The 15,054-nt window shown below is 61.2% G+C and carries 12 protein-coding genes; all 12 read left to right on the top strand.

The features are described from left to right. Positions 1-219: 219 nt before the first annotated feature. The 12 genes from G8O24_RS18330 (at position 220) to G8O24_RS18275 (ending at position 14,680) form a co-directional block, all read left to right on the top strand. The gene (locus G8O24_RS18330; protein WP_188101642.1) at positions 220-774 is read left to right on the top strand and encodes a c-type cytochrome; all 555 of its coding nucleotides are present in this window, start codon (positions 220-222) and stop codon (positions 772-774) included. Between the two features lie 215 nt (positions 775-989). After that, complete coding sequence (locus G8O24_RS18325; protein ID WP_188101640.1) at positions 990-2,891, top strand: ABC transporter substrate-binding protein; 1,902 nt, start codon at positions 990-992, stop codon at positions 2,889-2,891. A gap of 14 nt (positions 2,892-2,905) precedes the next feature. After that, positions 2,906-4,792: an extracellular solute-binding protein gene (locus G8O24_RS18320; protein WP_188101639.1), complete on the top strand. Its 1,887-nt coding sequence runs from the start codon at positions 2,906-2,908 to the stop codon at positions 4,790-4,792. Between the two features lie 2 nt (positions 4,793-4,794). Then, positions 4,795-5,904, top strand: a complete 1,110-nt coding sequence (locus G8O24_RS18315) for a microcin C ABC transporter permease YejB (RefSeq protein ID WP_188101637.1) — start codon at positions 4,795-4,797, stop codon at positions 5,902-5,904. Beyond that, positions 5,904-7,082, top strand: a complete 1,179-nt coding sequence (locus G8O24_RS18310; RefSeq protein ID WP_188101636.1) for an ABC transporter permease — start codon at positions 5,904-5,906, stop codon at positions 7,080-7,082. The genes G8O24_RS18315 and G8O24_RS18310 overlap by 1 nt, the downstream gene beginning before the upstream one ends. 7 nt (positions 7,083-7,089) lie before the next feature. Then, complete coding sequence (locus G8O24_RS18305) at positions 7,090-8,727, top strand: ABC transporter ATP-binding protein (RefSeq protein WP_188101634.1); 1,638 nt, start codon at positions 7,090-7,092, stop codon at positions 8,725-8,727. Positions 8,728-8,935: 208 nt separating this feature from the next. Next, entirely contained in the window at positions 8,936-10,219 is a 1,284-nt protein-coding gene (locus tag G8O24_RS18300; RefSeq protein WP_188101631.1) for an SPASM domain-containing protein, read from the top strand. Between the two features lie 372 nt (positions 10,220-10,591). Continuing rightward, positions 10,592-11,371, top strand: a complete 780-nt coding sequence (locus G8O24_RS18295) for a hypothetical protein (RefSeq protein ID WP_376708075.1) — start codon at positions 10,592-10,594, stop codon at positions 11,369-11,371. Positions 11,372-11,729: 358 nt separating this feature from the next. Beyond that, entirely contained in the window at positions 11,730-12,113 is a 384-nt protein-coding gene (locus G8O24_RS18290; RefSeq protein ID WP_244645892.1) for a globin domain-containing protein, read from the top strand. Continuing rightward, on the top strand, positions 12,110-12,622 hold the full coding sequence (locus tag G8O24_RS18285; RefSeq protein ID WP_188101627.1) for a lipocalin-like domain-containing protein: 513 nt from the start codon (positions 12,110-12,112) through the stop codon (positions 12,620-12,622). Before G8O24_RS18290 ends, G8O24_RS18285 begins: the two co-directional genes overlap by 4 nt. A gap of 207 nt (positions 12,623-12,829) precedes the next feature. Continuing rightward, positions 12,830-13,258, top strand: coding sequence for a phosphatase domain-containing putative toxin (locus G8O24_RS18280; protein ID WP_306666308.1), 429 nt, complete (start codon positions 12,830-12,832; stop codon positions 13,256-13,258). A gap of 525 nt (positions 13,259-13,783) precedes the next feature. Further along, the gene (locus G8O24_RS18275; protein WP_311972225.1) at positions 13,784-14,680 is read left to right on the top strand and encodes an enoyl-CoA hydratase-related protein; all 897 of its coding nucleotides are present in this window, start codon (positions 13,784-13,786) and stop codon (positions 14,678-14,680) included. Positions 14,681-15,054 lie beyond the last annotated feature (374 nt).

Genomic DNA, 15,054 nt, shown 5'->3' with positions numbered 1-15,054 from the left:
CGGTTTAAAGGCCTGGAAACGAGGCGTTTTCCGCCTCAAGAAATCGGGTGGGAATGGGCTGAAAGCCGCATCGCTTATACGGGTTGCCAGACCCCGGGCAAACCGATATCTGAATGGCAAAACTCGGGGAAACAATAAGGAACGACTGATTCTCCCGAGGCTCGTCCTGGCGGCCGCCCGGCCGCTTATTCCTTCTTGCGGTGTGGGGCCTGGCCGGAAATGGACTCTTTCGAACTCAATAAGATTCTCGGTGCCGTGCTCGGCACATGTCTCATTCTGTTGGTGACGAGCTTCACCGCGAGTGCGCTGTTCTCGCCCAAGATGCCGGAAAAGCCGGGCTTCGAGATCGCGGTGAAGGAAGAAGCCGGCGACAAGGGCGGCGCGGGTGCTGCGGCCGCCGCCTCCGAACCGATCGAAAAGCTGCTCCAGACCGCCTCCGTCGAGAAGGGCGCTGCCGCCGCCAAGAAGTGCGGCGCGTGCCATACCTTCGAGAAGGGCGGCCCGAACCGCGTCGGTCCGAACCTCTATGGCATCGTTGGCGATCACGTCGGCGAGGGCCGTGGCGGCTTCAACTTCTCGGCTGCGATGAAGAGCAAGGGCGGCGCCTGGGACTTCGACGCGCTCAATAAGTTCATCGCCAATCCGAAGGCCGCCGTTCCCGGCACCGCAATGGGCTTCGCCGGCATTCCGAAGGACTCGGAGCGCGCGGACGTCATCGCCTACCTGAACAGCCTCTCCGACAGCCCGAAGCCGCTGCCCACCGCAGCAAAATAAGGCCTATCGGTCCATCATCTCTAAAATACGCGGCCGGGCCCCAAAAGCCTGGCCGTTTCCATATCCAGGCCTCGCGGCGTTGTTATCGGGGCGTTTGGCCGCATCTGAGAGGCCGCCCGGCCTTTCAACATGAGGAAAAAGCAACATATTCCGTCGAAACCTCGCCTATATTGGGAACTTAAAGGAGTAGTCTCCTTCAAGACAGGACTATTGATTTGGCCATTACCCGACGCGATCTCCTGCTCACCGGCGCGGCTGTCGCTGCGCTTCCCGCTCTTGGCTCGGCGGCGGGTATTCCCATCATCGGCGCGGCAGAGGCGCAATCGGCCGTCGAACTCCCCTGGCGCCATGCGCTGTCGCTGTTCGGAAAGATCAAGTATCCCGCCGACTTCAAGCGCTTCGACTACGTCAATCCGGACGCGCCCAAGGGCGGCGTCGCGCGCCAGATCGCGGTCGGGACGTTCGACAATTTCAACATCGTGGTCTCAGGCGTGAAGGGCCAGGTCGCCGGGGCCGTCGCGTTCATCTACGAATCCCTCACGACGCCGTCGCTCGACGAAGTCTCGACCGAATACGGTGCGCTCGCCGAGGCCGTCAGCCATCCGGACGATTTTTCCTTCGTCACTTATCGCCTGCGGCCTGAGGCGAAATGGCACGACGGCAAGCCGGTCACCCCCGAGGACGTGATCTTCTCGCTCGATTCGTTCAAGAAGCATCATCCGATGTACTCGGCCTATTACAGCCATGTGGTGAAGGCCGAGAAGGTCGGCGAGCGCGAGGTGAAATTCGTGTTCGACGCACCTGGTAACCGCGAGTTGCCGCAGATCGTCGGGCAGCTCATCGTGCTGCCGAGGCATTGGTGGGAGGGCACCGACGCGCAAGGGCGCAAGCGCGATGTCTCCGCCACCACGCTCGAGATCCCGCTTGGTTGCGGTCCCTACCGCGTCAAGGACTTCGTTGCCGGCCGCTCGATCGCGCTGGAGCGCGTCCAGGATTATTGGGGCCGCGACCTCGCCACCAATGTCGGGCGCAACAATTTCGACGAGCTGCGCTACGAGTATTTCCGCGACGCCACGGTGGCGATCGAGGCCTTCAAGGCCGATCAGGTCGATTGGCGCACCGAGAACAGCGCCAAGAGCTGGGCGACCGCCTACGACTTCCCGGCCGTGGCCGAGAAACGGGTGATCCTCGAGGAGTTCGCCAACCGCAGTTCAGGCGTCATGCAGGCCTTCGTGCCGAACCTGCGCCGCGCCAAGTTCGGCGATCCGCGGGTGCGCCGTGCGCTCAATTATGCGTTCGACTTCGAGGAGATGAACAAGCAGATCTTCTACGGTCAGTACAAGCGCATCAGCAGCTATTTCGACGGCATCGACGAGCTCATGGCAACCGGCCTGCCGCAGGGCAAGGAGCTTGAAATCCTCGAGACCGTGCGCGCTCAAGTGCCGCCCGAAGTGTTCACGACGCCTTATTCCAATCCGGTCGGGGGCAATCCCGAGGCCGTGCGCGACAATCTGCGTGAGGCGCTCCGCCTGTTCAAGGAAGCCGGCTACGAGGTGCGCGACCGCAAGCTGATCGACGTCAAGAGCGGCACCCAGTTCTCCGTCGAACTGCTGAACCAGGATCCGAGCTTCGAGCGGGTCACGTTGTTCTACAAGCCGTCGCTGGAGCGGCTCGGCATCGCCGTCAGCGTGCGTACGGTCGATCCGACCCAATACGAGAACAGGACGCGCGACTGGGATTTCGACATCGTCACCAACTCGTGGGGCGAATCGCAGTCGCCGGGCAACGAGCAGCGCGAGTTCTGGTCGTCGAAAACGGCCGATATCGCCGGGTCGCGCAATATCACCGGCATCAAGAATCCGGCGGTCGACAAGCTGATCGAACGGCTGATCTACGCCACCGATCGCGAGGATCTCGTCGCCGCAACCAAGGCGCTCGACCGGGTGCTGCTGTGGAATCACTACGTCGTACCGCAATGGAATTATCCGAAGATAAGGACCGCGCGCTGGGATCGCTTCGGCCGGCCGGCGGAATTGCCCAAATACGGCCTGTCGGGCTTCCCGTTCATCTGGTGGTATGATGCGGACAAGGCGGCGCGGATCGCAAAGAAGTCGTGAAGGACATATCCCGCATGGCGCAGCTTTCACGCCGGCATGTGCTGGTCCTCGGTGTCGGCGGCGCGCTTGGCACTGCCGCACTCCGTGGCGCGGCGGCGTCCGAGGGGCCCGTTGAAGCCCACGGCATCTCGGCGTTCGACGATCTCAAATATCCCGCCAATTTCCACCATTTCGACTACGTCAATCCCGATGCGCCGAAGGGCGGCACGTTCTCGCTGATTCCTTCAGTGCGCGGCTACAATCAGTCCTATTTCACCTTCAACTCGCTCAACGCCTTCGTCCTGAAAGGCGAGGGCGCACAAGGCATGGATCTGACCTTCGCCACGCTGATGACGCGTGCCGGCGACGAGCCCGATGCCATGTACGGCTTTGCCGCGAAGTCGGTGCAGATCTCTCCCGACAAGCTCGCCTATCGCTTCACGATGCGGCCCGAGGCGAAGTTTCACGACGGCACCAGGCTGACTGCGCATGACGTCGCGTTCTCGGTCAACGTGCTGAAGGACAAGGGTCATCCGCTGATCCAGATTCAGATGCGCGACGTCAAGGGTGCCGAAGCGCTCGACGATGCGACCGTGGTCGTCACCTTCGCAGAGAAGCGCGCGCGCGACGTGCCGCTCTACGTGGCGAGCCTTCCGATCTTCTCCAGGGCCTATTACGCCGGCCGCGCATTCGACGAGACCACCACGGATACGCCGCTGGGCTCGGGCCCCTACAAGGTCGGCAAGTTCGAGATCAACCGTTTCATCGAGTTCGACCGGGTCAAGGACTGGTGGGGCGCGGACCTGCCGGTCTGCCGCGGCAGCAATAATTTCGACGTGATCCGCTACGAGTTCTACCGCGACCGCGACGTCGCCTTCGAAGGCTTCACCGGCAAGAACTATCTCTATCGCGAGGAGTTCACCTCGCGCATCTGGGCGACGCGCTACGACTTTCCGGCCATCAAGGACGGCCGGGTCAAGCGCGAGGAGGTGCCGGATCAGACGCCTTCGGGCGGCCAGGGCTGGTTCCTGAACACCCGGCGGGACAAGTTCAAGAACCCGAAGGTGCGCGAAGCGTTGAACTGCGCGTTCGACTTCGAATGGACCAACAAGACCATCATGTACGGCGCCTATGCGCGCGCGCGCTCACCGTTCCAGAATTCGGATCTCGTTGCCGAGGGGATGCCGTCGCCCGAGGAGCTGAAGCTGCTCGAGCCGTTCCGCGGCCAGGTGCCCGACGAGGTCTTCGGCGAGCCGTTCGTGCCGCCGGTGTCCGACGGTTCGGGCCAGGACCGCACGCTGCTTCGCAAGGCGCAGCAATTGCTCCAGGAGGCGCAGCTTCCGGTCAAGGACGGCAAGCGGCTGTTGCCGAGCGGCGAGGTCTTCAGCATCGAGTTCCTGACCGACGAGGCTTCGTTCCAGCCGCACCATGCCTCCTTTCTGAAGAATTTGAACATGCTCGGCATCGACGCGAATCTGCGTCTCATCGATGCCGTGCAATATCGCGCGCGGGTCGAATCCTTCGATTTCGACGTCGCCATCAACCGCATCACCATGTCGGCGACGCCAGGCGACAGCCTGCGCACCTACTTCACCTCGCAGGCAGCAGCGACGAAGGGGTCCTATAATCTTGCCGGCGCATCCAGCCCCGCGCTCGATGCCTTGGTCGAGAAGGCGATGGCCGCCGGGACGCGCCAGGAACTGACCATCGCCTGCCGCGCAATCGATCGCGTCTTTCGCGCCGGTCGCTATTGGGTGCCGCAATGGTACAATACCAGCCACCGGCTGGCGTATTGGGATCAGTTCGGCCATCCCGCAAACCTGCCGCGTTATGCGATCTCCGACTATACCAGCGGCGTCGGAGAGCGGACCCTGTGGTGGTACGACGCCGCCAAGGCGACCAGGCTCGAGCAGGCGAAATAATCATGAGCGCCTATATCGCCCGCCGCATTCTCCTGATGATTCCGACGTTGCTCGGAATCATGTTCATCTCCTTCGTCGTCGTGCAATTCGCCCCGGGCGGTCCGGTCGAGCGGGTGATCGCGCAGCTGTCGGGCGCCGATACCGGCGGGACCTCGCGCATTTCAGGCGGCAGCGATTTCGCCCAGCGTGCGCCGGGCCAGTTGGGAGCCGGGGGCGATGCCATCAACTCGAAATATCGCGGCGCGCAGGGTCTCGACCCCGACTTCATCAGGAAGCTGGAGAAGCAGTTCGGCTTCGACAAGCCGGCGCCGGAGCGCTTCGCGCTGATGGTGTGGAATTTCTCCCGCTTCGATTTCGGCAACAGCTATTTTCGCGATGTCAGCGTGCTCCAGTTGGTCAAGGAAAAGCTGCCGGTCTCGATCTCGCTCGGCATCTGGCTGACGCTCCTGACCTACCTGATCTCGATTCCGCTCGGCATCCGCAAGGCCGTGAAGGACGGCTCGCGCTTCGACACCTGGACGTCGACCGTGCTGGTGCTCGGCTATGCCATCCCCGGCTTCCTGTTCGCGATCCTCCTGATCATCCTGTTCGCCGGTGGCTCGTTCTTCAATTGGTTCCCGCTGCGCGGATTGACGTCGGACGGTTGGTCGCAATTCCCCTGGTACTGGAAGATCATCGATTACTTCTGGCACTTGACGCTGCCGCTGATCGCCATGGGGCTCGGGGCCTTCACGACCATGACGTTCCTGACCAAGAACTCGTTCCTCGACGAGATCCGCAAGCAATATGTGATGACCGCGCGCGCCAAGGGCTGCAGCGAGAACCGGGTGCTCTATGGCCACGTCTTCCGCAATGCCATGCTGATCGTCATCGCCGGCTTTCCCGCCACCTTCATCCACGCCTTCTTCTCGGGCTCGCTTTTGATCGAGACCATCTTCTCGCTGGACGGGCTCGGGCTGCTCAGCTTCGAGAGCGTTCTCAACCGCGACTACCCCGTGGTGTTCGGTACGCTGTTCATCTTTTCGCTCGTCGGCCTCGTGGTCAATCTCATCTCTGACCTCGCCTATATGTGGGTCGACCCGCGGATCGATTTCGAGGCGCGGGAGGTCTGATGGCGCTGACCGCTCCCACCCCGATCGAGACCACCGCAAAGTCGCCGCTCGGGGACGTCGTGCCGATCACGCGCAAGCCGTTTGCGCCGTCGCCGCTCAACCGGCGGCGCTGGCAGAATTTCAAGGCGAACCGGCGCGGCTATTGGTCGTTCTGGATCTTCATGATCCTGTTCGTGGTGTCGCTGTTCGCCGAGCTGATCGCCAACGACCGGCCTTTCCTGATCAAATATGACGGCCATCTCTACTGGCCTGCCTTCGTCACCTATTCCGAGACCACCTTCGGCGGCGACTTCGAGACCGCGGCGGACTACCGCGATCCCTATTTGCAGAAGCTGATCAAGGACAAGGGCGGCAGCATCGTCTGGCCCTTGATCCGCTATTCCTACGACACCCACAATCTCGATCTGCCGACGCCTGCACCCTCGCCGCCGACCTGGATGCTGACGGAAGCGCAATGCAAGCCGGTGGTCGAGAAGAAGGGCCTGAAGGGCTGCCGTGACCTCGAATACAACTGGCTCGGCACCGACGATCAGGGCCGCGACGTGGTCGCGCGCGTGATCTATGGCTTCCGCATTTCGGTGCTGTTCGGCCTCTGCCTGACCATCGTCTCCTCCATCGTCGGCGTCGCGGCCGGCGCGGTGCAGGGCTATTTCGGCGGCTGGGTCGATCTCTTGTTCCAGCGCTTCATCGAGATCTGGACCGCGATCCCCTCGCTCTATCTGCTGCTGATCCTGTCGTCGGTGCTGGTGCCCGGCTTCTTCGTGCTTCTCGGCATCCTGCTGCTGTTCTCCTGGGTGTCGCTGGTCGGCCTCGTCCGCGCCGAGTTCCTGCGCGGTCGCAATTTCGAGTACATCCAGGCGGCGCGGGCGCTCGGCGTGTCGAACGCCGTGATCATGTTCAAGCATCTGCTGCCGAACGCGATGGTCGCGACCATGACCTTCCTGCCGTTCATCGTCTCGAGCTCGGTCATGACGCTGACCGCGCTCGACTTCCTCGGCTTCGGCCTGCCGCCCGGTTCGCCCTCGCTCGGCGAGTTGTTGTCGCAGGGCAAATCCAACGTGCAGGCGCCGTGGCTCGGCTTCACCGGCTTCTTCTCGGTCGCGATCATGCTGTCGCTGCTGATCTTCATCGGTGAAGCCGTGCGTGACGCCTTCGACCCGCGCAAGACCTTCAGGTGAGGGCGTGATGGACGCGATCAACCAGCCCCTGCTTGCCGTGCGCAACCTCTCGGTGGCTTTCCACCAGGGCGGCAACACGACGCTTGCGGTCGACAAGATCTCGTTCCAGATCAAGCGCGGCGAGTGCGTCGCTCTGGTCGGCGAGTCCGGCTCCGGCAAGTCGGTCAGCGCGCTCTCGATTCTGAAGCTGCTGCCCTATCCGAACGCCTCGCACCCCTCCGGCAGCATCCGCTTCAAAGGCCAGGAGCTGATCGACCAGACCGAGCGAGAGATGCGGCAGATCCGCGGCAGCGACATCTCCATCATCTTCCAGGAGCCGATGACTTCGCTCAATCCGCTGCACACGATCGAGGCGCAGATCAGCGAGATCATCCAGCTGCACAATCCGACCAGCAATGCGCAGGCGCGCAAGCGGACGCTGGAATTGCTGACCCAGGTCGGCATTCCCGAGCCGGAGACCCGGCTGAACTCCTATCCGCACCAGCTCTCCGGCGGCCAGCGCCAGCGCGTGATGATCGCGATGGCGCTTGCCAACGAGCCGGACCTGCTGATCGCGGACGAGCCGACCACGGCGCTCGACGTCACCGTGCAGGCGCAGATCCTAGCGCTGCTCGCCGAGATTCGTTCGCGGCTCGGCATGAGCCTGCTCTTCATCACCCACGATCTCGGCATCGTGCGCCGCATCGCCGACACGGTCTGCGTCATGAAGGGCGGCGAGATCGTCGAGCAGGGGCCGGTCGAGCAGGTCTTCAAGACGCCGAAGCATCCTTACACGCGCGATCTGCTCGCGGCCGAGCCGAAGCCGGACCCGGCGCCGCCGCAGCCTGACGCCCCGGTGGTGATGGCCGCCGACGATCTCAAAGTGTGGTTTCCGATCAAGCGCGGCCTGTTGCGCAAGACGGTCGGCCACATCAAGGCGGTCGACGGCGTCAGCATTGCCGTGCGCAAGGGCGAGACGCTGGGCGTCGTCGGCGAATCCGGCTCGGGCAAGACCACGCTGGGCCTGGCGCTGCTGAGATTGATCTCCTCGAACGGCCGGATCGTGTTCCTTGGCAAGGACATCCAGGGCCTGCGCTTCAAGGAGATGCGCCCCATCAGGCGCGACATGCAGATCGTGTTCCAGGACCCGTTCGGCTCGCTCTCACCGCGCATGTCGGTCGCCGACATCATCGCCGAAGGCCTCACCGTGCATCAGCCGAAGCTGTCGCGCGAGGAGCGCGAGGCGCGTGTCGTCAAGGCGCTGGAGGACGTCGGGCTGAAGCCTGATACCCGCTATCGTTACCCGCACGAATTCTCCGGCGGCCAGCGCCAGCGCATCTCGATCGCGCGCGCGGTGGTGCTGGAGCCCGACTTCGTCGTGCTGGACGAGCCGACCAGCGCGCTCGACATGCTGTTCCAGGCGCAGATGGTGGAGCTGCTCCGCGAGCTGCAGCGCAAGCGCGATCTCACCTACATGTTCATCTCGCACGATTTGCGCGTCGTCGCCTCGCTCGCCAGCCACCTCATCGTGATGCGCGGCGGCAAGGTGGTCGAGGAAGGCCAGGCCGCCGAGCTGTTCAAGAACCCGAAGACCGATTACACGCGCGCGCTGTTCGCCGCGGCCTTCCGGCTTGAGACCGCGGGGAACGGGGCGGTGGCGACCTAGTCTCTCCGGTCATGTCCGTCGGCTTCGCAGCTGGGCTGAATCGCTCGCTCCGTCTCATGCCTGGTCGGGTCGTCATGAATGATGAGCCGTAAATCAAGCATGTTTATGCACCTTGTGACGTGCGTGAAAAACGTCAGGGTACCTTCCACGCGAATGGAGCCCATGCTACAACCACCACGGATGCCGGTGTGCGTGGGGGAAGTGGCCGATGAAATGTTCGATCGCTTGGAGTTCGCTGTACATCCAAGCCAATGGCAAGGTGACGCCCTGTTGTGGTGATCTAAAGTTCGGCGACACGAAGGAAAAGCTGGCGGACATCTTCAACGGGCCTGCCGCCAACAAACTTCGTCAGCAGATGCTCGAGAATTCGGCGGCGCTGCCGGACATCTGTACCAACTGCAATCTTCTGCAGCGCCTGGGGAATGACGACTTCCCGGCCTCGTACAGGACCGGCACCAGCTACGAACCCTTGTCCGGAGCCTATGTTGCCAACGAGCTTCCTCCGCAAGGGAGCAAGCCGCTGTCCCTGATGGTCCAGTTTGGCGAACTCTGCAATATCCAGTGCATCATGTGTCCGCAGGACCACACGAGCAAAATCGGGATCACGCCCGAGGCGGTCGAACGGGTCAAGGAGGCGATTCCAAACATTGCGAGCATGACGCTGACGGGGGGAGAGCCAACGGCGTTCAAGCAGTGCTGGGATATCATCGACCATTTCAACAATAACGCTCCGCGCGGCGCTCATCTCGGGCTGCTGACGAACCTCAAGTCCGTGACAAAGGCTCGAGTGGAAAAGAGCTTCGACAAGATCGAAAGCCTTGCATTCGGCATCAACGTCGATGCGGCCACCAAGGAAACCTATGAATACATCCGTCACGGGGCCAATTGGGAACAACTCAACCGCAATCTGATCGATCTTCTCAATTACAAGAACGAGCATCGCAAGACTGGTTGGCGCCTCAACATGACCATGACGGTGATGAAGAGCAATCTATACGAGATGCGTCCCCTGATTGAGCGTTGCGGCGAACTCGGAATCGGGTTCGGCTGCGGAGGAGTGACGGGCGACTTTGCGCCGATCAAGAACGCGCGGACTTATTTTGAGGAGAACATCTTCCGCTACCCGCATATCGGCATCAGCAAGAGCGAGATGATCGCCGTGTTCGAAGATGCACTGGACGCGACCGAATGCCTTCCAAAAGATTATCAGGAAGGGGCTCGCAACAACATCGCCGGCATGATCGAGATAACAAAGAACACGCCTCAGGTGGAAATTAGTCCTGAAGATGTTTCGCGGATCCGTGAGTTGCCGGACGACCAATTGTCGCGAGCGTTGGGAACGGTGGTTCAGACCGGCCGACCGCCGTGGTATCGCCCGGCCCTTTCGGATGATCCAATGTTCTGGGTCAACACGGGCAAGCGGACCGCAACCCGTATAACCGGGGGGATAGGCCGCCGGATACGTAGGACGTTTTCAACCGAACGTCTCTAACGGGCTTTGTATCTACGCCGCGCAATCCAGTTCCGGACCCTGCACGATGTGGGAGGTTCGTTTGACCTCGCCGCGGCGTCCGGGCCATCAGATCGGGACCCCGGCCGGACTTGGCTGTTGAGCCGGCCAACTCCGAGTGCTAGGTTTCGACGGCATCATTCCCGTTAGGGCTGATGAAGCAGGCGGGTGACCAGGCTTACGGACTGCCGCCTGCGATCTGGAAATTGGAATACTTTAGCCATAGGCCCCGCCTCCGGACGCATTTTTCAAGTCGGCCGGGGAATGTTCATTGCGCATCGTTTTCCCTCCGTTCTTCCCATTGACTCGGAGGCGGGCATTTTCTGTCCAACGCTTTAGAAAAGGCCATTTGCCATGTCTTTTTCCAGCATGTCTTTTTCCAGAATGTCTGTTTTCAGCAGCCGAGCCCGGTGCGCAGCAGGCAATGATGATTCAAGTGCAAGGCGGGTTTACGTCCTAGCCTCCATGCTGTGGGCCGCCTGCGTCATTCCCTTCGCAACCCCCGCGTCTGCTCAATGCGCGGCCCGCGATGTGTTGCAGAACCAGCTGAAGCTCAAGCCGCGCTTGGCCCCAGCGTCCCGACAGCCCGTCAGCTCCGCTCGCGAGGTCGCGACATGGAAGACGATTACGATCGGGACCTTCGCCGACACTCTCGCGCTGCGCAACGCGCTCGATAGCAGGGGCTGCAATGTCGGTGGCCAGGCCGCCGAGATCCTTGCCCGGCCGGCGTTCACGATCAGCTCTCACAGGGCGAATGTGGAGCTTGTCGATCTCTCGCCCGCCCAGCTCGGGTTCACGTCCGACACCGTGACCTTGGCCAACGTTTACGCGCGCGCCCGGCAGCTCGGCTTTGAGCTTGCTGCGGCCGAAGTCGGCCCGCAATTGCGCCTCCAATATCTCGACCAGCCCATCGGCGAATTTCTCATCATCGCCATGGAGCCGATCAAGACATGGAGCGGCGAGCCGATCATTCTGAATGTGGCGAATGGCGGCGCAGGTTTGATCCTGATCGGCCAGGACGGTCGGCTTGAAGTAGACATATTCGTGACATCTCGCTTCATTTTCGCTCGCCCCTCGCAGCCGGCAGCCAGCGCCGAGCTGATTGGATCCGTCGCAGGCTTCCTGCCGCCGTGAATGGTCCGGAACGGTCCTCGACGGTTCGGCGCAAGACATACGGGACGAGCACGCCCAAAAAAGTGGCAGCCAACCTTCGCGGCAGAGTCCCCGCCTTTTTTTGCTTGAGCGAGCGCAGATTGAAACAGGCATGGAGCTTTGATAACGTTTCTTGAGAACAGATTTTGATTATTGCTTCACCAAGGACAAGCCTGCTGCCGTTCATTCGCAAGCGCGCTCGAGCCCGCGCTCGGTTGAATGCCAACATGTGCATCGTCCCCAAATTTGTTTTCAGGAAGTCGGAATTGCGATGTTGACCGCAGAGGAGATCGTTCGCGTCAGGTCCTCATTTGACATGGTCTTCGCGAATGCCACTGACATGACGACAGCGTTCTACGATCGCATATTTGAGCTTGCGCCGGAATTCAGGCCGATGTTTCCGGCCGATATGAGTGCTCTGAAGCATGATTTCATTGCAAAGCTCGCTGTGCTGGTCGGCAGCCTCGATGAGGCGACCGGGCTGTTGTCAGGTGCCGACGTCCTTGGCCGCAATCATCTGCGCTACGGTGTAAGACCCGAGCACTATCCGGTTGTCGGCGAAGCACTGCTCTGGAGCCTTGCGCGGGGGCTTGGGCCGCATTGGACCGATGAGGTGGAGCAGGCCTGGCGCAAGGTTTACGCCATCATTGCCGAGCGCATGATCGCAATTGGCGCGAGCTCGCCCGCGTCGCCGATCACCAACACGCCACGGCTCGGCCCATGAACAGGCGTCATGCGCTCGGATTGTTTGCGACCGCATTCATTTCAGTTGTCGCATTTCCGGACGATGGTTTTTCTCAAGTAAAGTCTCTCAAAGAACAATTGATCGGCACTTGGATTTACGAGTCCGGCAAAGCCACGCGTGAGGATGGCAGCGCCGTCGACCGGCCGACGTTTCAAGGAGCCGTGACCTATACCGCCGAAGGCCGCTTCCATTTCATTACAGTGCGCTCTGATGCGCCAAAATATGCATCAGGCGACTCTGCGCGCCCCTCGCCAGAGGAGGCCATGGCTATCGCCTCAGGTGTCATTGCTTACACCGGGACGTATACCGTTGACGAAAGTACCAAGACGATCCACGTCAATATCGAGACGAGTTCATTTCCCAACCTGGTCGGAGCACCAAATCAGCGCCGGATCGTGACATCGATCACCGACGACGAATTGAAGTTCACAAATCCGCGGACGCAGGCAGGCATCACGCTGGAGCTGGTGTTCAAACGGGCGAGATGAACACCCGGCAAGTCAGTTTGTCCGCGTCTGATCCCAGTGCAGCCTTGGATGCAACGTCTTCAATGCCGGAGTAAAGCGGACGCAATGCGATTGGACGACGCGCACCTATAACCGCTTGATCGTATCCTTCCGGCGAAGGCCGCCCCTGCCGGTGACGCGTGGATTGTGCGATGCTGCCGTGTCGTGGATTGCGCAACGAGAGTTTGGATGTCCCGACTACATTGGATTGAGGTTCGAGCGGCTGGACGGATAGCGATTATGGCGCGTCCTCGCGCTGACGAGTGGTTGGAGATGGAGGTGAACGACTGGAAGAACTCCGGGGTCGATGTGGTGGTGAGCCTTCTGGAGCAGGAGGAGGTTTCTGAGCTCGGGTTAAAGCGTGAAGCCGAGCTTTGCCGTTCCCGTGGGATCGACTTCATTTCTTTCCCGATTCCAGATCGAGGACTGCCAGAATCCCGACGAGAGGCTTCGAAGATCGCTCAGTCGTTGGCCGCCGGCTTGCGCGACGGGCGGTCCGCAGCGATCCATTGCCGGGCGGGGATTGGCCGGTCGTCGGTGATTGCCGCTTGCGTACTGATCTGTTCGGGAATCGAAGCGGAGGAAGCGCTCGCGCTGATAAGAGCTCGCGAGGCTTGATCGTGCCGGATACGGACGAGCAGCGCGATTGGGTGGTTGCCTTCGGCAATACGAAGCGCAGCGAGGGAGTCTAGCTGACTGCGCGTGCTGGCTTGAGGCAGAGTGGCCTATTAAGCGCCTTCGCCGCAACCCGGAAGTCCGAGCGCCGGTCAAGCGTTGCGATTTCGTAACGGGCTAAGAATCGGCAGCTCGTAGGATGGGTTGAGCCGTTGCGAAACCCATCGCCGATGGGCGACGCACGGAGCCGTGCCATCGCTGGTGCGATCTGATCAAGAGGACGAAATCTGGTGGGTTTCGCTTCGCTCGACCCATCCTGCGCGCTCAGTCGAATTCCGCGAGAGTCGGCGACATTTCAGATACGCACGATCACCTGTCTGATGTGGGCCCCCATCCTGGGCATGATAATTGACATCCATTTTGCACGAGCCTCAAGATGACCTCTGCATGAGCTGATCCGTACTGGAATGCCTAATCATCGCGCGCGGCTACCGGCTCGCCGCTAGAGCAAAGACCCTCCGATCGGCAGTGACCGTTCTTTCAGTGGTGGTCGCGCTGCGGCTCAAGACGGAAATGACATCGATGACATCACAGACCGACGAAGCTGCACAGTCTACGCTGATGACGGACGTTCCTTACGGTCAACAGACGAAGATCACGGTCGAACGGAAAGGCCATGTCGTGTTGATCGGCATCAATCAGCCCTACATCGACAACCGGCTCGATCCGGAGGCGACTGAAAGCCTTGCGAGAGCCTACTTCGATTACGATCGGGATTCGTCGCTCCGAGCTGCGGTTTTGTTCGGTCATGGCGATCGCTTCTCCAGAGGGGTCGATGTCGACGCCTACAAGGCACTCGCCCAGTCTGGAAAAAAGATGATGGATGGGCCCGGCTTCATCGACCCTCTCGGGCGGACCGGACCGGCGCTCAAGAAGCCCTTGGTTGTCGCGGTTCACGGCGACACGTGGAATATGGCGCACGAGATCTTCCTTGGCGCGGACATACGCTTGGCCTCTGATGACACGGATTTTGGTCAGGACGAGAACACGCACGGCCGTTTTCCCGGAGGCGGCGCAACTGTTCGCTTTCCAAGAGAGGCCGGTTGGGGAAATGCGATGCGGTTCATTTTGACAGGCGATCATTGGAATGCGAGGGAAGCGCTCCGAATGGGAACGGTTCAGGAAGTAGCCCCGAACCGCGATGCAGCTCTCGCGAAGGCTGTTGAGATCGCCAACAAGATCGCCGCATGCGGTCCTCTCGGTATCGAGACGTCCCTGGCCTCTTCCCGTATGGCGGTCGATGACTCCGAGGCGGCGCTGGCCGCGCTCGACGAGCAATATCGAGCATTGCTCACGACCCGGGATTTTCAGGAAGGCCGGGATGCTCAAGCACAAGGGCGTCCGCCCAATTTCGAGGGACGTTGACAGATCGGACGGCCTTTCGATCAAGTGTCGCACTTCCGGTGTTGGACCCGACCCTGACCTCCGTTCCGGCCGAGGCGTTGTCCGCTTGCTATGACCCATTGCGGACCTGCGTCTTGGGGGCAGCCCGACCGCATACGCTATGGACGACAAGTGAAGATCGCCGCTACGTCGATCTGGCGGCCGGAGTGCCATCCTGCCTCCACAAGCATCGGTCGCACGCTCGACGGAACTTTCAAGATCTCACCGTCTCCTGAGGCGAAGTTCGCGCATGGTCACTTCGAACTTTGGATGTTTCTTCCAGTCGGTGGAGGCAGATGGAGGTCATTATCGGGAATTCGGCTCTTGGCCCATCCCTGCCACATGCCACGATTGAG

It is taken from the genome of Bradyrhizobium campsiandrae (genome assembly GCF_014529705.1).
Classification (GTDB): Bacteria; Pseudomonadota; Alphaproteobacteria; order Rhizobiales; family Xanthobacteraceae; genus Bradyrhizobium; species Bradyrhizobium campsiandrae.
The sequence above is the reverse complement of the archived record's forward strand: the minus strand, read 5'-3'. Positions and strand labels throughout refer to the sequence as shown.